Genomic DNA, 17058 nt, shown 5'->3' with positions numbered 1-17058 from the left:
CAATGACTGAGAACAAGATCACGGGAATCCTGGGCACCAAGCTCGGAATGACCCAGGTCTTCGACGAGAACAACCGGGTCGTTCCGGTCACCGTCGTCAAGGCCGGACCGAACGTCGTCACCCAGATCCGCACCGAGGAGCGCGACGGCTACAGCGCCGTCCAGCTCGCGTACGGCGCGATCGACCCCCGCAAGGTGAACAAGCCGACCTCCGGCCAGTTCGCCAAGGCCGGTGTGACCCCCCGTCGCCACATCGTCGAGCTGCGCGTCGCCGACGCCGGCGAGTACGAGGTCGGCCAGGAGCTCACCGCGGCTGTGTTCGAGGACGGCGCCTACGTCGACGTCACCGGCACCTCCAAGGGCAAGGGCTTCGCGGGCACCATGAAGCGCCACGGCTTCGCAGGCCAGGGTGCGTCGCACGGTGCGCAGGCTGTGCACCGTCGTCCCGGCTCGATCGGTGGCTGCGCCACCCCCGGCCGCGTGTTCAAGGGCATGCGCATGTCGGGCCGCATGGGTAACGACCGTGTGACCACGCAGAACCTCACCGTCCACAAGGTGGACGCCGAGGCCGGTCTGCTTCTGATCAAGGGTGCGATCCCCGGCCGCAAGGGCGGCCTCGTGATCGTCAAGACCGCAGTGAAGGGTGGTGCGTCCGCATGACCGAGACCGCAACCAAGCTCACCCTCGACGTTCGCAACGCTGACGGCGGCACCAACGGCACCGTCGCGCTGCCCGCCGAGATCTTCGACGCACAGGCCAACATCGCGCTGATGCACCAGGTCGTCGTTGCTCAGCTGGCCGCGGCACGTCAGGGCACGCACTCCACCAAGACCCGCGGCGAGGTCCGCGGCGGTGGCAAGAAGCCGTACCGCCAGAAGGGCACCGGCCGGGCTCGTCAGGGCTCGACCCGCGCGCCGCAGTTCGCCGGCGGTGGCACCGTCCACGGCCCGAAGCCGCGTGACTACAGCCAGCGCACCCCGAAGAAGATGAAGGCCGCCGCTCTCCGTGGTGCCCTCTCCGACCGGGCGCGCAACGAGCGCATCCACGTGATCACCGAACTGGTTGCCGGGCAGACCCCGTCCACCAAGAACGCGAAGAAGTTCCTCGGTGAGATCTCGGACCGCAAGAAGCTTCTGCTCGTCGTCGGTCGCGAGGACATCGCGGCATGGAAGAGCGTGCAGAACCTGGAAGGCGTGCACCCCATCGCACCCGACCAGCTGAACACCTACGACGTGCTCAACAGCGACGATGTCGTGTTCAGCGTCGAGGCGCTCAACGCGTTCATCCACGGCCCGGCCGAGGCTGCGCAGAAGGAGGAGAGCAAGTGAGCACCATCGCCGATCCCCGCGACATCCTGCTCGCCCCGGTCATCTCCGAGAAGTCCTACGGACTGATCGAGGAAGGCACCTACACCTTCCTGGTGCACCCGGACTCGAACAAGACGCAGATCAAGATTGCCGTCGAGAAGGTCTTCGGCGTGACTGTGACCAGCGTCAACACCGCCAACCGTCAGGGCAAGCGCAAGCGGACCCGGTTCGGCTACGGCAAGCGCAAGGACACCAAGCGCGCGCTCGTGACGATCTCGGCCGACAGCAAGCCCATCGAGATCTTCGGAGGCCCGGTCGCGTAAGCGGGCGGGACTTGACGAGATATAGAGGACGAGAAGACTCATGGCAATCCGTAAGTACAAGCCGACTACCCCGGGCCGTCGCGGCTCGAGCGTCTCGGACTTCGCCGAGATCACTCGGTCGACGCCCGAGAAGTCGCTCATCCGCCCGCTGCACGGGCGCGGTGGTCGTAACGCACACGGTCGCATCACCACCCGGCACAAGGGTGGCGGACACAAGCGCGCCTACCGACTGATCGATTTCCGTCGCAACGACAAGGACGGCGTGCCGGCCAAGGTCGCGCACATCGAGTACGACCCCAACCGCACCGCGAACATCGCGCTGCTGCACTACGCCGACGGTGAGAAGCGCTACATCATTGCGCCGAAGGACCTCAAGCAGGGTGCACGGGTCGAGTCCGGCGTCGGCGCCGACATCAAGCCCGGCAACAACCTGCCGCTGCGCAACATCCCGACGGGTACCACCATCCACGCGGTGGAACTCCGCCCGGGCGGCGGCGCCAAGATGGCTCGCTCCGCAGGCGCCAGCATCCAGCTCCTCGGCAAGGAGGGTCCGTACGCGACCCTGCGTATGCCGTCGGGTGAGATCCGTCGCGTCGACGTGCGTTGCCGCGCGTCGGTCGGCGAGGTCGGCAACGCCGAGCAGTCGAACATCAACTGGGGCAAGGCCGGCCGTATGCGCTGGAAGGGCAAGCGCCCGACCGTCCGTGGTGTCGTGATGAACCCGGTCGACCACCCGCACGGTGGTGGCGAGGGCAAGACCTCCGGTGGTCGCCACCCGGTCAGCCCGTGGGGCAAGCCGGAAGGCCGCACCCGCAAGCCCAACAAGCCGAGCGACAAGCTCATCGTCCGCCGCCGGCGTACCGGCAAGAAGCGCTAGGAGGGAGTGAAGAATGCCCCGCAGTCTTAAGAAGGGTCCGTTCGTCGACGACCACCTCCTCGCGAAGGTGGACGTGCAGAACGAAAAGGGCACCAAGCAGGTCATCAAGACCTGGTCCCGTCGTTCGACCATCATCCCGGACTTCATCGGTCACACGTTCGCGGTCCACGACGGCCGCAAGCACGTGCCGGTGTTCGTGTCCGATTCGATGGTCGGTCACAAGCTCGGCGAGTTCGCACCGACCCGCACGTTCAAGGGTCACATCAAGGACGACCGGAAGAGCAAGCGTCGATGAGCACTGAAACTCAGAACCCCACCGCCAAGGCGGTTGCGCGCCACGTGCGCGTGACGCCCATGAAGGCGCGTCGTGTCGTGGACCTGGTTCGTGGACGTTCCGTCGAGGACGCCCTGAACATCCTGAAGTTCGCGCCGCAGGCCGCCAGCGAGCCGGTCGCGAAGGTCGTTGCCAGCGCAGCGGCCAACGCCGAGAACAACCTCGGCCTCGACCCCAGCACGCTGGTCGTCGCCACCGCGTACGTGGACGAGGGTGCCACCCTCAAGCGTTTCCAGCCGCGTGCCCAGGGCCGTGCGTTCCGCATCCGCAAGCGCACCAGCCACATCACGGTCATCGTGGAGAGCCTGCCCAAGGCCGGCACCTCGAACCGCAATCGCCGGAAGGGAAGTGCTCAGTAGTGGGCCAGAAGATCAACCCGCACGGCTTCCGCCTGGGTATCACCACCGACTGGAAGTCCCGCTGGTACGCAGACAAGCAGTACGCGGAGTACGTCAAGGAAGACGTCGCGATCCGTAAGCTCCTCGCCACGGGCATGGAGCGGGCCGGTATCGCGAAGGTCGAGATCGAGCGCACCCGTGACCGGGTTCGCGTCGACATCCACACCGCGCGTCCGGGCATCGTCATCGGTCGCCGCGGCGCCGAGGCCGATCGCATCCGCGCCGAGCTCGAGAAGCTGACCGGCAAGCAGGTCCAGCTGAACATCCTCGAGGTCAAGAACGCCGAGGCCGAGGCCCAGCTCGTCGCACAGGGTGTGGCCGAGCAGCTCAGCAACCGTGTCGCTTTCCGTCGCGCCATGCGCAAGGCCATCCAGTCGGCCATGCGTCAGCCGAACGTGAAGGGCATCCGCGTGCAGTGCTCCGGTCGTCTCGGCGGTGCCGAGATGTCCCGCTCGGAGTTCTACCGCGAGGGTCGGGTTCCGCTGCACACGCTGCGTGCGGACATCGACTACGGCCTGTACGAGGCGAAGACCACCTTCGGTCGTATCGGCGTGAAGGTCTGGATCTACAAGGGCGACATCGTCGGCGGCAAGCGTGAGCTGACCGCTGCTGCGGCTCCGGCCGATCGCCCGCGCCGTGAGCGTCCGAGCCGCCCGCGTCGTTCCGGTGCCTCGGGCACCACCGCGACCAGCACCGAGGCCGGTCGCGCCGCCACCGCCGAGGCTCCCGCCTCGACCGAATCGAATCAGGAGGGCTGACGCATGTTGATCCCACGTCGGGTCAAGCACCGCAAGCAGCACCACCCGAGCCGTTCGGGTGCGGCCAAGGGTGGCACCCAGGTCACGTTCGGTGACTACGGCATCCAGGCTCTCGAGCCGGCCTACATCACCAACCGTCAGATCGAGTCCGCTCGTATCGCCATGACGCGCCACATCAAGCGTGGCGGCAAGATCTGGATCAACATCTTCCCGGATCGCCCGCTCACCAAGAAGCCGGCCGAGACCCGCATGGGTTCCGGTAAGGGTTCGCCGGAGTGGTGGGTCGCGAACATCAAGCCCGGTCGGGTCATGTTCGAGATGAGCTACCCCAACGAGGAGATCGCTCGTGAGGCCCTGCGCCGCGCGATGCACAAGCTCCCCTGCAAGTGCCGGATCGTCACGAGGGAGGAGCAGTTCTGATGGCTACTGGAACCCCCGCCACCGAACTCCGCGAGCTCACCGAGGAGGAGCTGGTCACCAAGCTCCGCGAGTCGAAGGAAGAGCTGTTCAACCTTCGCTTCCAGATGGCTACCGGTCAGCTGGACAACAACCGTCGGCTGCGCACCGTCCGTCACGAGATCGCGCGCGTCTACACCGTTATGCGCGAGCGTGAGCTCGGCCTCGCCGCCGGCCCGGATGCGGGTGACGCGGCATGAGTGAGAAGGACACCGCAGTGACCGAAGAGCGTGGGACCCGCAAGGTCCGCATCGGCTACGTCGTCTCCGACAAGATGGAGAAGACGATCGTCGTCGAGCTCGAGGACCGTGTGAAGCACCCGCTGTACGGCAAGATCATCCGCCGTACGAGCAAGGTGAAGGCGCACGACGAGAACGGCGTCGCCGGCATCGGCGACCGCGTCCAGCTGATGGAGACCCGACCGCTGTCGGCGACCAAGCGCTGGCGTCTGGTCGAGGTGCTCGAAAAGGCCAAGTAGGCCTTTCGACCCGAGTACGAGATTCGACGAACGGCCCGTCCCGAGCACGTGGGGCGGGCTGTTCGCCGTTGGAGGGCCTTCACCAGGAACGATTTGGTTTCCTTCGGTGACTTCCCTACACTAGAGCGGTTGCCTGTGCCTGAAGCATGTCCGCATTCGGCAGGCCGGCGGCAGACCGCGCGTATCGGGTCGGTATCCGCTACGTACGAAAATCCAGGTCTAGGAGACATCAGTGATTCAGCAGGAGTCGCGACTGCGTGTCGCCGACAACACGGGTGCCAAGGAGATTCTCTGCATCCGCGTTCTCGGTGGTTCGTCTCGTCGCTACGCCGGGATCGGTGACATCATCGTCGCCACCGTCAAGGACGCCATCCCGGGTGGAAACATCAAGAAGGGCGAGGTCGTCAAGGCCGTCGTCGTGCGCACCACCAAGGAGCGCCGCCGTCCGGACGGCTCGTACATCAAGTTCGACGAGAACGCCGCCGTCCTCATCAAGCCGGACCACGATCCCCGTGGCACCCGCATCTTCGGACCCGTCGGCCGCGAGCTGCGCGACAAGAAGTTCATGAAGATCGTTTCGCTCGCCCCGGAGGTGCTGTGATGAAGGTGCACAAGGGTGACACCGTTCTGGTCATCGCAGGCAAGGACAAGGGCGCCAAGGGCAAGGTCATTCAGGCCTACCCGGCGACCGAGAAGGTCCTCGTCGAAGGTGTGAACCGGATCAAGAAGCACACCGCGGTTTCCGCGAACCAGCGTGGCGCCTCCTCGGGCGGCATCGTGACGCAGGAAGCCCCGATTCACGTGTCGAACGTCGCGGTCATCGACTCGGACGGCAACCCCACCCGCGTGGGCTACCGCACCGACGAGAACGGCAAGCGCGTTCGGATCTCCCGTAAGAACGGGAAGGACATCTGAGATGACGAGCACTGAGAACAAGATCCAGCCGCGCCTGAAGCTGCGCTACCGCGCCGAGATCAAGGACGCGCTGAACGCAGAGTTCAAGTACGACAACGTCATGCAGATCCCCGGCGTGGTCAAGGTCGTCGTCAACATGGGTGTCGGCGACGCCGCCCGCGACGCGAAGCTGATCAACGGTGCGGTCGCGGACCTCGAGCTGATCACCGGTCAGAAGCCGGAGATCCGCAAGGCCCGCAAGTCCATCGCGCAGTTCAAGCTCCGTGAAGGCATGCCGATCGGTGCCCGCGTCACGCTGCGTGGCGACCGCATGTGGGAGTTCCTCGACCGTCTCGTGTCGATCGCCCTTCCGCGAATCAGGGACTTCCGTGGCCTGTCCGGCAAGCAGTTCGACGGCAACGGCAACTACACCTTCGGTCTGAACGAGCAGTCGATGTTCCACGAGATCGACGTCGACAAGATCGACCGCCCGCGCGGTATGGACATCACCGTCGTGACCACCGCCACCAACAACGACGAAGGCCGTGCCCTGCTCAAGCACCTCGGCTTCCCGTTCAAGGAGAACTGAGCATGGCGAAGAAGGCACTGGTCAACAAGGCCAACAAGAAGCCCAAGTTCGCGGTTCGCGCGTACACCCGCTGCCAGAAGTGCGGTCGGCCGCACGCGGTCTACCGCAAGTTCGGTCTGTGCCGCGTCTGCCTGCGCGAAATGGCGCACGCGGGCGAGCTGCCGGGTGTTCACAAGAGCTCTTGGTGACACACCGACGCTGACACGACAGGGCGCGCACTCCACTCGGAGTGCGCGCCCTGTCGCTGTCGTGGGGTGATGTTCGTCTCGGATGTGATCCGGACGATTTGTCCTGCGTAGCGGATTTCCCTACACTAGTGGGGTTGCCTGTGCAACGTCGGTGCTCTGCGTGCCTGCGTTGCCGAGTGCACGAACTCATTCCGGTCGGCGACTGTCGCCCGGACCAGCCGAATTGTTGTAGGCCCACGACCGGTCAGCCGGTGTTGCATGGGAACCGCAGCGAGAAAGGTGTCGAGGTCGAACCATGACCATGACCGATCCCATCGCAGACTTCTTGACGCGTCTGCGCAACGCCAACTCGGCGTACCACGACGAGGTGAAGTTGCCGCACTCGAAGATCAAGGCGAACATCGCCGAGATCCTCAAGCGCGAGGGCTACATCTCCGATTTCCGCACCGAGGATGCCGAGGTGGGCAAGACCCTCATCGTCGACCTCAAGTACGGACCCAGCCGTGAGCGCAGCCTCGCCGGCGTCCGTCGTGTCTCCAAGCCCGGTCTCCGGGTGTACGCGAAGTCCACCAACCTGCCCAAGGTTCTCGGCGGCCTCGGCGTGGCGATCATCTCCACGTCTTCCGGCCTGCTCACGGATCGTCAGGCGGCCAAGCAGGGCGTGGGCGGCGAAGTCCTCGCCTACGTCTGGTAAGGGAGGACCACCATGTCGCGTATTGGAAAGATTCCGGTCACCGTGCCTTCGGGTGTCGAGGTGACCATAGACGGCCAGGACGTCGCGGTGAAGGGCCCCAAGGGTCAGTTGTCGCTGACGCTCGCCGAGCCGATCGCCGTTGCCAAGGGTGAGGACGGTGCCCTGCTGGTCACCCGTCCCGACGACGAGCGTCGCAGCCGTGCGCTGCACGGTCTGTCTCGCACCCTCGTCGCGAACCTCATCACCGGTGTGACCCAGGGTTACACCACCAAGATGGAGATTCACGGCGTCGGTTACCGCGTCGCGCTCAAGGGTCAGGACCTCGAGTTCTCGCTCGGCTACAGCCACCCGGTTCCGATCGAGGCGCCCGAGGGCATCTCGTTCGCAGTCGAGTCGCCGACGAAGTTCTCGGTCTCTGGCATCGACAAGCAGAAGGTCGGCCAGATTGCGGCCAACATCCGCCGCCTGCGCAAGTCCGACCCGTACAAGGGCAAGGGCATTCGCTACGAAGGCGAACAGGTCCGCCGCAAGGTCGGAAAGACGGGTAAGTGATATGAGCCAGACTGCAAACCAGAAGGCCAAGCGGATTCCGCTCGGCAAGGACGTGTCCACCACGCGTCGTCTCTCGAAGACGCGTCGTCACTTCCGTCTGCGCAAGAAGATCTCCGGCACCCCCGAGCGTCCGCGCCTCGTCGTGAACCGCTCGTCCCGGCACATCCACGTCCAGCTCGTGGACGACCTCGCAGGCCGCACCCTGGCCGCGGCGTCGACCACCGAGGCGGATCTGCGTGCCGCGGAGGGCGACAAGAAGGCCCTGAGCGCGAAGGTCGGTCAGCTGATCGCCGAGCGCGCCAAGGCAGCCGGTGTGGAGGCCGTGGTCTTCGATCACGGTGGCCACGGCTACCACGGTCGCATCGCCGCTCTGGCGGATGCCGCTCGCGAAAGCGGGTTGAAGTTCTGATGACGAAGATTTCTAACGGAAGGACAGTCTGATGCCGGGACGTCAGAGGCGTGACGGCGGCAGCGGACCCGCCGGACAGAACGGACCTGCGAACGAGGGTCGGGGCGGTCGCGACCGTCGCGACAACCGTCGGGACAACGCAGCGGAGAAGTCGAACCACATCGAGCGTGTGGTCGCGATCAACCGCGTGTCCAAGGTCGTGAAGGGTGGTCGTCGCTTCAGCTTCACCGCCCTCGTGATCGTGGGCGACGGCAACGGACTCGTTGGCGTCGGCTACGGCAAGGCCAAGGAAGTTCCCGCGGCCATCCAGAAGGGTGTCGAGGAGGCTCGCAAGGGCTTCTTCCGCGTGCCTCTCATCGGCAGCACCATCACCCACCCGGTTCAGGGTGAGGCAGCCGCAGGCGTCGTCATGCTCCGTCCGGCAAGCCCCGGTACCGGTGTCATCGCCGGTGGCGCGGTGCGTGCCGTGCTCGAGTGCGCGGGCGTTCACGACATCCTTGCCAAGTCGCTCGGTAGCGACAATGCGATCAACGTCGTGCACGCGACCGTTGCCGCGCTCAAGGGCCTCCAGCGTCCCGAGGAGGTGGCCGCTCGTCGCGGTCTGCCGATCGAGGACGTCGCCCCGGCAGGCATGCTCCGTGCACGCGCACAGGCTGGGAGCGTGAAGTAATGGCCGATCTGAAGGTCACCCAGGTCAAGAGCACCATCGGGACCAAGCAGAACCAGAAGGACTCGCTGCGCACGCTGGGTCTCAAGGGCATCCGTCAGACCGTTGTCCGTGAGGACAACGCGCAGAACCGCGGTCTGATCAACGTGGTGCGCCACCTCGTCACAGTTGAGGAGGTCTAACCATGACCATCAAGCTGCACCACCTCCGGCCTGCGCCGGGCGCCAAGACCGACAAGACCCGTGTCGGCCGTGGTGAAGGTTCCAAGGGTAAGACCGCTGGTCGCGGTACCAAGGGCACCAAGGCACGCAAGAACGTGCCGGTCGCCTTCGAGGGCGGGCAGATGCCGCTGCACATGCGGCTGCCCAAGCTCAAGGGCTTCACCAACCCGAACCGCGTCGAGTACCAGGTCGTCAATGTCGCTGATCTCGCTCGGGTTTTCCCCGAGGGCGGTCAGATCGGCATCGAGGAACTCGTCGCCAAGGGCTTGGTTCGCAAGAACCAGCTCGTGAAGATCCTCGGTGACGGAGAGCTCACGGTTGCCGTTCAGGTGACCGCGAACAAGTTCACCGGCTCCGCCAAGGAGAAGATCGCCGCTGCCGGTGGGACCACCACCGAGCTGTGATCGTTCGATAGCTGGACCGTGACGGCCGCAGCACCGCCCGAAAGGGCAGTGCTGCGGCCGTTTCCGTCGGTTGTCCCAGTCCGTGACCGCAATTGTGGGATTGCCGGGCGGACGCCCGGGGGGCCACTGATAGAGTTTCAGAGTTCAACGTGACCATCGGGCTCTTCGGCCCAATGCCCCAGCCCGCCCCCCATCATCGTCGTGCCCAGGAGGATTCTTGCTTTCCGCCTTCGTCTCGGCCTTCAGGACTCCAGACCTGAGGCGGAAGATCCTCATCGCACTCGGATTGATCGCGTTGTACCGGTTCGGTGCGACGCTGCCGTCTCCGGGTGTCGACTACGGCAACGTCAAGGCCTGTATCGACCAGATCTCGGGTAGTGACCAGGCGGGTATCTACTCGCTGATCAACCTGTTCTCCGGCGGTGCACTGCTGCAACTGTCGGTGTTCGCGATCGGCATCATGCCGTACATCACGGCGAGCATCATCGTGCAGTTGCTGACCGTCGTCATCCCGCGGTTCGAGGAACTCCGCAAGGAGGGCCAGTCCGGCCAGGCGAAGATGACGCAGTACACGCGCTACCTGTCGATCGCCCTCGCGGTCCTGCAGTCGACGGGCATCGTCGCGCTCGCAGCTCGCGGTCAGCTACTCCAGGGCTGTTCGGAACCGATCCTGGCCGACGACTCGGTCTTCGCGATGGTCACGATCGTCCTCGTGATGACCGCGGGCGCCGCCCTCGTCATGTGGATGGGCGAGCTGATCACCGAGCGCGGCGTCGGCAACGGCATGTCGCTGCTGATCTTCTCGGGCATCGCGTCGCGCCTTCCGGCCGAGGGCGGGGCGATCCTCGACTCCCGCGGCGGCCTGATCTTCGCGGCCGTCTGTGTGGCCGCACTGGCGCTGATCGCGGGTGTGGTGTTCGTCGAGCAGGGCCAGCGCCGGATCCCGGTGCAGTACGCAAAGCGGATGGTCGGCCGGAAGATGTACGGCGGGTCGTCGACCTACCTGCCGCTGAAGGTGAACCAGGCCGGCGTCATCCCGGTCATCTTCGCGTCGTCGCTGCTGTACCTCCCGAACCTGATCGCACAGCTCACCGGTGCCGCCTCGGCGACCGATCCCAGCTGGTGGCAGCGGTTCATCAACGAGTACCTGGTGAATCCGTCGAACCCGGTCTACATCCTGATCTACTTCCTGCTCATCGTCTTCTTCACCTACTTCTACGTCGCGATCACCTTCAATCCGGAGGAGCGCGCCGACGAGATGAAGAAGTTCGGTGGCTTCATCCCGGGCATCCGCCCGGGTCGTCCCACCGCGGACTACCTCCAGTACGTGCTCAGCCGCATCACGCTGCCGGGCGCCATCTATCTCGGTTTGATCGCCGTGCTGCCCAACTTCTTCCTGGCGCAGGGGAGTGCGGGAAGCAGCATCTTCGGTGGTGCGGCGGTGCTGATTCTCGTCAGCGTCGGCCTCGACACCGTCAAGCAGATCGAGAGTCAACTCATGCAGCGCAACTACGAAGGGTTCCTCAAGTGAGACTCGTCCTCCTTGGTCCTCCCGGTGCCGGCAAGGGCACCCAGGCCGCGATTCTGTCCGAGAAGCTCGGCATCCCGCACATCTCGACGGGCGACCTGTTCCGCGCGAACATCGGGCAGCAGACCGCGCTCGGACTCGAGGCCAAGAAGTACCTCGACGCCGGCGACCTGGTTCCCAGCGAGATCACGAACAACATGGTGAAGGCCCGTGTCGCCGAGCCGGACGCCGCGAACGGGTTCCTCCTCGACGGATTCCCCCGCACGGTCGACCAGGCCCAGGCGCTCGAGGGGATCCTGGCCGGGCTCGGCGCCAAGCTCGACGGCGTCCTCGCGTTCGACGTGGACGACGAGGTCGTGGTCGAGCGCATGCTCTCCCGTGGCCGCGCGGACGACACCGAGGACGTCATCCGTAACCGGATGCGGGTGTACCGCGAGGAGACCGCACCGCTCCTCGATCACTACAAGGGCAGCATCGTCACCGTCGACGCCGTCGGCGAGATCGACGATGTCAACGCCCGCGCGCTGGCCGCGCTGGGTAAGTAAGAGGGCTGTCATGGGGTTTCGTCGCAAGAAGGTCGTTCCGTTCCGCACCGCCGGTGAGCTCGACGCGATGGCAGCGGCCGGTGCGATCGTCGGCGCGACCCTCGTGGCCGTGCGGGCCGCGGCGAAGCCCGGTGTCAGCACTCTCGATCTCGATCGGATCGCCGAGCAGACCATCCGGGATGCCGGCGCAGTTCCGTCGTTCCTCGGCTACCACGGATTCCCGGGGTCGATCTGCTCGTCCGTGAACGATCGTGTCGTGCACGGGATTCCGTCGGCAGACGACGTGCTCGCCGAGGGCGACCTCGTCTCCATCGACTGCGGCGCCATTCTCGACGGTTGGCACGGCGACTCGGCGTGGACGTTCGGCGTGGGGGAGATGTCCGCAGCAGACCAGGATCTCAGCGAGGCCACCCGGTTGTCGATGGACGCGGGTATCGCGGCGATGCTACCGGGGAACCGGCTCACCGACGTCTCGCATGCGATCGAGCAGGGCACGCTCGCTGCCGAGAAGGCGCACGGCCGCGGGTACGGCATCGTCGACGGGTACGGTGGCCACGGCATCGGCCGTGAGATGCACATGGACCCGTTCCTCGCGAACGAGGGTGCACCCGGCAAGGGCCCGCAGCTGGTGGTCGGGTCGGTGCTCGCGATCGAGCCGATGCTGACGCTGGGCACGACGGAGACGAAGATCCTCGCCGACGACTGGACGGTGGTGACCGTGGACGGCTCGCGTGCTGCGCACTGGGAGCACACGGTAGCGGTCACGGAGGACGGCCCGAGGATCCTGACGGTCCGCCCCGAGTGACTCGAAGGCAACATGAGAACGGCCCCCGCGGTGTGCGGGGGCCGTTCTCGTTTTCCGGGGCGCTGCGCGGTCTCGAGATCACATGTCCATCAGTACGGTTATCGGCCCGTCGTTGACCGACGACACCCGCATGTGTGCCCCGAAGTGGCCGGTCGCGACCTCGGCGCCGAGGTCGCGCAGTGCATCTGCGAACGCGTCGACCAGGGGTTCGGCAACCGGTCGCGGCGCGGCGGCGGACCAGGACGGGCGCCTGCTCTTGCGGGCGTCGCCGAGCAGGGTGAACTGGCTGACCACCAGGAGCGGTGCCCCGACGTCGGAGGCGGAGCGTTCGCCGTCGAGAATGCGCATTCGCCAGATCTTCGCGGCCAGTGTCGCGGCGAGGGCCGCGTCGTCCTCGTGACCGATGCCGAGGAGGATCAGCAGCCCCTGCGTGGCGGGGGAGATGCGGGCGACGACCCGGCCGTCCACCTCCACCGCGGCTTCGGTCACTCGCTGTACGACCGCGCGCACGGCCCACGTCCCTTCGTGTCGGAGGAGGAGACACGCCGCGTTTGGCCTGGTGGAGGAACTCCGGTAGCATGGACCAATGGTGCGTCCTGCGTGCCGGTCGTCTGCTGTTTCGGTCCCGCTTCCCGCGTCGTTCTCGGGAGCAATTCGACTCAGTGCACGGGCGGTTCTCGATCGCGTCTGCACCACCGTAACGGAGAACGATGCCCACCAACGGATCGCGGAGGATATGGCTAAGAAAGACGGGGCCATCGAGGTCGAGGGACGAGTTGTCGAGCCGCTGCCCAATGCAATGTTTCGCATTGAGCTGGAAAACGGCCACAAGGTCCTCGCACACATCAGCGGCAAGATGCGGCAGCACTACATCCGCATCCTGCCAGAGGACCGGGTCGTCGTAGAGCTCTCGCCCTACGATCTGTCGCGCGGTCGCATCGTCTACCGGTACAAGTAGAAACTTCCCGGGCCACTCCTGGTCTGGGAAAAGTATGTCCACCGACCGGTGGGCGACACATCAGGAGATTAGACAGACGTGAAGGTTCAGCCGAGCGTCAAGAAGATCTGCGAGAAGTGCAAGGTGATCCGCCGTAACGGGCGGGTCATGGTGATCTGCGAGAACCTGCGCCACAAGCAGCGTCAGGGCTGATCACTCCTCTCGAGGATCTGCTTGGCAACAAGCACAGATGACCTTCCAGCACCAGCCGGTGTCCACGGCCCACCCGACCCTCGGGTCGACGGGCAGACACCGGTGCACCCCCGGCACGGAGGCCGGGGCCCCACTGAGTTAGTTGAAAGACGTATTGCACGTGTCGGGTGACCGATGCCGCGATGACACAGGGGACGGACTGGGAGCAGACCTCCGCACACCGAAAAGGAATGCCACATGGCACGACTCATGGGTGTCGATCTTCCCCGCGAAAAGCGGATGGAGATCGCACTGACCTACATCTACGGCGTTGGCCGTACCCGCTCGAAGGAAATCCTCGCGGCAACCGGCGTCAGCCCGGACCTGCGCAGCAAGGACCTGAGCGACGACGACCTGAGCACGCTGCGCGAGTACATCGAGCGTTCGGAACTCAAGGTCGAGGGTGACCTGCGCCGCGAGGTGCAGGCCGACATCCGGCGCAAGATCGAGATCGGCTGCTACCAGGGCCTGCGCCACCGTCGTGGTCTGCCCGTGCGTGGACAGCGCACCAAGACCAACGCGCGCACCCGTAAGGGCCCGAAGCGCACCGTCGCAGGGAAGAAGAAGTAATGCCTCCGAAGTCACGTAGCACCGGTCCGAAGAAGACCCAGAAGGCGCGTCGCAGGGACAAGAAGAACGTCCCGCACGGTGCCGCTCACATCAAGAGCACCTTCAACAACACGATCGTGTCCATCACGGACCCGGCCGGCAACGTCATCTCGTGGGCGTCCTCGGGCCACGTGGGCTTCAAGGGCTCGCGTAAGTCCACCCCGTTCGCCGCGCAGCTCGCTGCGGAGAACGCTGCCCGCAAGGCGCAGGAGCACGGCGTGAAGAAGGTCGACGTCTTCGTCAAGGGCCCCGGCTCCGGACGCGAGACGGCGATCCGTTCGCTGCAGGCTGCAGGCCTCGAGGTCGGCACCATCTCCGATGTCACTCCTCAGCCGCACAACGGCTGCCGGCCGCCCAAGCGGCGTCGGGTCTAGCGGGAAGGAAGGTTTAGAAAATGGCACGTTATACCGGACCCATCACCCGCAAGTCGCGTCGTCTGCGCGTCGACCTCGTTGGAGGCGACCAGGCGTTCGAGCGTCGTCCGTACCCGCCGGGCCAGCACGGCCGCGCGCGGATCAAGGAGAGCGAGTACCTGCTCCAGCTGCAGGAGAAGCAGAAGGCTCGCTTCACCTACGGCGTCATGGAGAAGCAGTTCGTCCGCTACTACAAGGAAGCGGTGCGTCGCCCGGGTAAGACCGGCGAGAACCTGCTCCGCATCCTCGAGACCCGCCTCGACAACGTCGTGTACCGCGCCGGCCTGGCCCGTACCCGTCGTCAGGCTCGTCAGCTCGTGACCCACGGTCACCTTCTCGTGAACAACAAGAAGGTCGACATCCCGAGCTACCGCGTCTCCCAGTACGACATCATCGATGTCAAGGAGAAGTCGCTGAGCACGCTGCCGTTCCAGGTTGCGCGTGAGACGGTCGGCGATCGCCCGGTTCCCGGGTGGCTGCAGGTCGTCCCCGGTCGCCTTCGTGTCCTGGTCCACCAGGAGCCCGAGCGCGCGCAGATCGACGTCCCGCTGCAGGAGCAGCTGATCGTCGAGCTGTACTCGAAGTAAAGCCTTTCCGGTTCGTGCGCGGTTTGCGTGTCGTCAGACCCGCAGGCCGCGCACGAGCGCCGGAGGCGCCATCCAACTGGGCGTCAAATAGCGGACGTCCGCACAGGAGGAAAACCACATGCTCATTTCGCAGCGACCCACACTGACCGAAGAGGTCATCGCTGACAACCGCTCGAAGTTCACCATCGAGCCCCTTGAGCCCGGCTTCGGGTACACCCTCGGCAACTCGCTTCGCCGCACCCTGCTGTCGTCGATCCCCGGCGCTGCTGTCACCAGCATCCGCATCGATGGCGTCCTGCACGAGTTCACCACCGTCCCCGGCGTGAAGGAAGATGTCACCGACATCATCCTGAACCTCAAGGGCCTCGTCGTGAGCTCCGAAGAGGACGAGCCGGTCACCATGTACGTCCGCAAGCAGGGCCCCGGTGCCGTGACTGCAGGCGACATCGTGCCTCCGGCCGGCGTCACGGTGAACAACCCGGATCTGCACATCGCCACCCTGAACGACAAGGGCAAGCTGGAGATCGAGCTCGTCGTCGAGCGCGGTCGCGGCTACGTCCCCGCCGTCCAGAACAAGGCGTCCGGAGCCGAGATCGGCCGTATCCCGGTCGACTCGATCTACTCGCCGGTCCTCAAGGTCACCTACAAGGTGGAGGCGACCCGTGTCGAGCAGCGCACCGACTTCGACAAGCTGATCCTCGACGTGGAGACCAAGAACTCCATCACCGCGCGGGACGCGCTCGCCTCAGCGGGCAAGACCCTGGTTGAGCTCTTCGGCCTTGCCCGTGAGCTGAACGTCGAAGCAGAAGGCATCGAGATCGGACCCTCGCCCGCCGAGGCCGATCACATCGCTTCCTTCGGTCTGCCGATCGAGGACCTGGACCTGACGGTCCGGTCCTACAACTGCCTCAAGCGCGAGGGTGTGCACACCGTCGGCGAGCTGGTTGGTCGCACCGAGTCCGATCTGCTCGACATCCGCAACTTCGGTCAGAAGTCCATCGACGAGGTCAAGGTCAAGCTGCACTCGCTCGGCCTGTCCCTCAAGGACAGCCCGGCGTCGTTCGATCCGTCCACGGTTGCCGGCTACGACGCCGCCACCGGGACCTGGAGCGACACCGACGCCGGTGCCTTCAACGAGGGCGATGGCAACGACCAGGACTACGCCGAGACCGAGCAGCTGTAACCAGCTCACTGGGTCCTTACTAGGAGATTCATCATGCCCAAGCCCAAGAAGGGTGCCCGCTTCGGCGGGTCGGCTTCGCACCAGAAGGCGATCTTCGCCAACCTGGCCACCGCGCTCTTCGAGCACGGTCGCATCACCACCACGGAGGCCAAGGCCAAGGCCCTGCGTCCGTACGCCGAGAAGCTCGTGACCAAGGCAAAGGGTGGCACCCTTTCCGACCGTCGCGAGGTTCTCAAGGTCATCCGCAACAAGGATGTCGTGCACACCCTGTTCGCGGAGATCGGTCCGTTCTACGCGGAGCGTGACGGCGGCTACACCCGCATCACGAAGACCGTCCCCCGCAAGGGTGACAACGCTCCGATGGCGATCATCGAGCTCGTCAAGGAGCAGACGGTCACCTCCGAGGCCGACCGCGCACGTCGCGTGAAGGCATCGAAGGCCGCTCCGGCCGAGGAGAACGTGGTGGAGGCCGTCGAGGCCGAGGCCACCGAGGCCGAGGTCGAGAACGCTGACGCTGTCGTGGAGGCCGTCGAGAACGAGACCGCCACCGCTGCAGACGCTGCCGAGGCCAAGAAGGACTAACGCTGAACGCGTCAGAACCTGCGAACGAACCCGTCGCTCCCGTCAGGGAGGGCGGGTTCGTTCGCTTTC

The 17058-nt window shown here is 65.4% G+C and carries 31 protein-coding genes; 30 read left to right on the top strand and 1 reads right to left on the bottom strand.

Annotated features, from left to right (window positions below; translation table 11 throughout):
* Positions 1-2: 2 nt before the first annotated feature.
* The 23 genes from rplC to map all read left to right on the top strand — a co-directional run bounded on the left by rplC (position 3) and on the right by map (position 12426).
* On the top strand, positions 3-659 hold the full coding sequence (gene rplC, locus RHCRD62_RS06410) for a 50S ribosomal protein L3 (RefSeq protein WP_007531903.1): 657 nt from the start codon (positions 3-5) through the stop codon (positions 657-659).
* Positions 656-1327 carry a 50S ribosomal protein L4 gene (gene rplD, locus RHCRD62_RS06405; RefSeq protein WP_050063885.1) on the top strand — a complete coding sequence of 224 codons (672 nt, stop codon included), beginning with the start codon at positions 656-658 and terminating at the stop codon, positions 1325-1327. Before rplC ends, rplD begins: the two co-directional genes overlap by 4 nt.
* The gene (gene rplW / locus RHCRD62_RS06400; RefSeq protein WP_007531907.1) at positions 1324-1629 is read left to right on the top strand and encodes a 50S ribosomal protein L23; all 306 of its coding nucleotides are present in this window, start codon (positions 1324-1326) and stop codon (positions 1627-1629) included. Before rplD ends, rplW begins: the two co-directional genes overlap by 4 nt.
* Positions 1630-1669: 40 nt before the next feature.
* On the top strand, positions 1670-2506 hold the full coding sequence (gene rplB / locus RHCRD62_RS06395) for a 50S ribosomal protein L2 (RefSeq protein WP_050063884.1): 837 nt from the start codon (positions 1670-1672) through the stop codon (positions 2504-2506).
* 13 nt (positions 2507-2519) lie between these two features.
* Positions 2520-2801 carry a 30S ribosomal protein S19 gene (rpsS, locus tag RHCRD62_RS06390; RefSeq protein ID WP_005518370.1) on the top strand — a complete coding sequence of 94 codons (282 nt, stop codon included), beginning with the start codon at positions 2520-2522 and terminating at the stop codon, positions 2799-2801.
* Positions 2798-3199, top strand: a complete 402-nt coding sequence (rplV, locus tag RHCRD62_RS06385) for a 50S ribosomal protein L22 (RefSeq protein ID WP_050063883.1) — start codon at positions 2798-2800, stop codon at positions 3197-3199. Before rpsS ends, rplV begins: the two co-directional genes overlap by 4 nt.
* Positions 3199-3996, top strand: coding sequence for a 30S ribosomal protein S3 (gene rpsC, locus RHCRD62_RS06380; protein ID WP_050063882.1), 798 nt, complete (start codon positions 3199-3201; stop codon positions 3994-3996). Before rplV ends, rpsC begins: the two co-directional genes overlap by 1 nt.
* 3 nt (positions 3997-3999) lie before the next feature.
* The gene (rplP, locus tag RHCRD62_RS06375) at positions 4000-4416 is read left to right on the top strand and encodes a 50S ribosomal protein L16 (protein WP_003938085.1); all 417 of its coding nucleotides are present in this window, start codon (positions 4000-4002) and stop codon (positions 4414-4416) included.
* Positions 4416-4652 (top strand): 50S ribosomal protein L29, encoded by a 237-nt coding sequence (rpmC, locus tag RHCRD62_RS06370; RefSeq protein WP_050063881.1) that lies wholly within the window; start codon positions 4416-4418, stop codon positions 4650-4652. Before rplP ends, rpmC begins: the two co-directional genes overlap by 1 nt.
* Entirely contained in the window at positions 4649-4930 is a 282-nt protein-coding gene (gene rpsQ / locus RHCRD62_RS06365) for a 30S ribosomal protein S17 (protein WP_050063880.1), read from the top strand. The genes rpmC and rpsQ overlap by 4 nt, the downstream gene beginning before the upstream one ends.
* A gap of 232 nt (positions 4931-5162) precedes the next feature.
* Positions 5163-5531, top strand: coding sequence for a 50S ribosomal protein L14 (rplN, locus tag RHCRD62_RS06360; protein WP_007531925.1), 369 nt, complete (start codon positions 5163-5165; stop codon positions 5529-5531).
* Positions 5531-5845: a 50S ribosomal protein L24 gene (gene rplX, locus RHCRD62_RS06355; protein ID WP_050063879.1), complete on the top strand. Its 315-nt coding sequence runs from the start codon at positions 5531-5533 to the stop codon at positions 5843-5845. Before rplN ends, rplX begins: the two co-directional genes overlap by 1 nt.
* Before the next feature lies 1 nt (position 5846).
* Positions 5847-6413: a 50S ribosomal protein L5 gene (gene rplE / locus RHCRD62_RS06350; RefSeq protein ID WP_050063878.1), complete on the top strand. Its 567-nt coding sequence runs from the start codon at positions 5847-5849 to the stop codon at positions 6411-6413.
* A 2-nt stretch (positions 6414-6415) separates the two neighbouring features.
* Positions 6416-6601, top strand: a complete 186-nt coding sequence (locus RHCRD62_RS06345; protein ID WP_050063877.1) for a type Z 30S ribosomal protein S14 — start codon at positions 6416-6418, stop codon at positions 6599-6601.
* 295 nt (positions 6602-6896) lie between these two features.
* Positions 6897-7295, top strand: a complete 399-nt coding sequence (gene rpsH / locus RHCRD62_RS06340; RefSeq protein WP_050063876.1) for a 30S ribosomal protein S8 — start codon at positions 6897-6899, stop codon at positions 7293-7295.
* Between the two features lie 12 nt (positions 7296-7307).
* Positions 7308-7847 (top strand): 50S ribosomal protein L6, encoded by a 540-nt coding sequence (gene rplF, locus RHCRD62_RS06335; RefSeq protein WP_050063875.1) that lies wholly within the window; start codon positions 7308-7310, stop codon positions 7845-7847.
* 1 nt (position 7848) lies between these two features.
* Entirely contained in the window at positions 7849-8256 is a 408-nt protein-coding gene (rplR, locus tag RHCRD62_RS06330) for a 50S ribosomal protein L18 (protein ID WP_050063874.1), read from the top strand.
* A gap of 31 nt (positions 8257-8287) precedes the next feature.
* The gene (gene rpsE / locus RHCRD62_RS06325) at positions 8288-8926 is read left to right on the top strand and encodes a 30S ribosomal protein S5 (protein ID WP_050063873.1); all 639 of its coding nucleotides are present in this window, start codon (positions 8288-8290) and stop codon (positions 8924-8926) included.
* Complete coding sequence (gene rpmD, locus RHCRD62_RS06320) at positions 8926-9105, top strand: 50S ribosomal protein L30 (RefSeq protein ID WP_050063872.1); 180 nt, start codon at positions 8926-8928, stop codon at positions 9103-9105. The genes rpsE and rpmD overlap by 1 nt, the downstream gene beginning before the upstream one ends.
* Positions 9106-9107: 2 nt before the next feature.
* On the top strand, positions 9108-9548 hold the full coding sequence (gene rplO / locus RHCRD62_RS06315) for a 50S ribosomal protein L15 (RefSeq protein WP_050063871.1): 441 nt from the start codon (positions 9108-9110) through the stop codon (positions 9546-9548).
* Between the two features lie 217 nt (positions 9549-9765).
* Positions 9766-11079: a preprotein translocase subunit SecY gene (secY, locus tag RHCRD62_RS06310; RefSeq protein WP_050063870.1), complete on the top strand. Its 1314-nt coding sequence runs from the start codon at positions 9766-9768 to the stop codon at positions 11077-11079.
* Positions 11076-11621 (top strand): adenylate kinase, encoded by a 546-nt coding sequence (locus RHCRD62_RS06305; RefSeq protein ID WP_050063869.1) that lies wholly within the window; start codon positions 11076-11078, stop codon positions 11619-11621. The genes secY and RHCRD62_RS06305 overlap by 4 nt, the downstream gene beginning before the upstream one ends.
* Positions 11622-11631: 10 nt before the next feature.
* Positions 11632-12426: a type I methionyl aminopeptidase gene (map, locus tag RHCRD62_RS06300; RefSeq protein ID WP_050063868.1), complete on the top strand. Its 795-nt coding sequence runs from the start codon at positions 11632-11634 to the stop codon at positions 12424-12426.
* A gap of 78 nt (positions 12427-12504) precedes the next feature.
* Here map and dtd read toward each other — a convergent pair whose 3' ends face one another.
* A complete protein-coding gene (gene dtd / locus RHCRD62_RS06295; protein WP_050063867.1) occupies positions 12505-12936 on the bottom strand; it encodes a D-aminoacyl-tRNA deacylase in 432 nt (143 codons plus the stop codon).
* Between the two features lie 226 nt (positions 12937-13162).
* Here dtd and infA point away from each other — a divergent pair, with 226 nt between their 5' ends.
* From infA to rplQ, 7 genes are all read left to right on the top strand, one after another.
* Complete coding sequence (gene infA, locus RHCRD62_RS06290; protein WP_003418601.1) at positions 13163-13384, top strand: translation initiation factor IF-1; 222 nt, start codon at positions 13163-13165, stop codon at positions 13382-13384.
* 78 nt (positions 13385-13462) lie between these two features.
* Positions 13463-13576 (top strand): 50S ribosomal protein L36, encoded by a 114-nt coding sequence (gene rpmJ, locus RHCRD62_RS06285; protein ID WP_003938068.1) that lies wholly within the window; start codon positions 13463-13465, stop codon positions 13574-13576.
* Between the two features lie 237 nt (positions 13577-13813).
* Positions 13814-14185: a 30S ribosomal protein S13 gene (gene rpsM, locus RHCRD62_RS06280; protein ID WP_050063866.1), complete on the top strand. Its 372-nt coding sequence runs from the start codon at positions 13814-13816 to the stop codon at positions 14183-14185.
* Positions 14185-14598, top strand: coding sequence for a 30S ribosomal protein S11 (gene rpsK, locus RHCRD62_RS06275; RefSeq protein ID WP_005239680.1), 414 nt, complete (start codon positions 14185-14187; stop codon positions 14596-14598). The genes rpsM and rpsK overlap by 1 nt, the downstream gene beginning before the upstream one ends.
* 20 nt (positions 14599-14618) lie before the next feature.
* Positions 14619-15224, top strand: coding sequence for a 30S ribosomal protein S4 (gene rpsD / locus RHCRD62_RS06270; protein ID WP_050063865.1), 606 nt, complete (start codon positions 14619-14621; stop codon positions 15222-15224).
* Positions 15225-15342: 118 nt separating this feature from the next.
* Complete coding sequence (locus tag RHCRD62_RS06265) at positions 15343-16407, top strand: DNA-directed RNA polymerase subunit alpha (RefSeq protein ID WP_050063864.1); 1065 nt, start codon at positions 15343-15345, stop codon at positions 16405-16407.
* A 33-nt stretch (positions 16408-16440) separates the two neighbouring features.
* Complete coding sequence (gene rplQ, locus RHCRD62_RS06260; RefSeq protein ID WP_050063863.1) at positions 16441-16989, top strand: 50S ribosomal protein L17; 549 nt, start codon at positions 16441-16443, stop codon at positions 16987-16989.
* The last annotated feature ends 69 nt before the right edge of the window (positions 16990-17058 follow it).

It is taken from the genome of Rhodococcus sp. RD6.2 (genome assembly GCF_001040705.1).
In the GTDB taxonomy this organism is placed as follows: Bacteria; Actinomycetota; Actinomycetes; order Mycobacteriales; family Mycobacteriaceae; genus Rhodococcus_G.
Note: the sequence above shows the minus strand (reverse complement) of the source record. Positions and strands in the feature narration are given on the sequence as shown.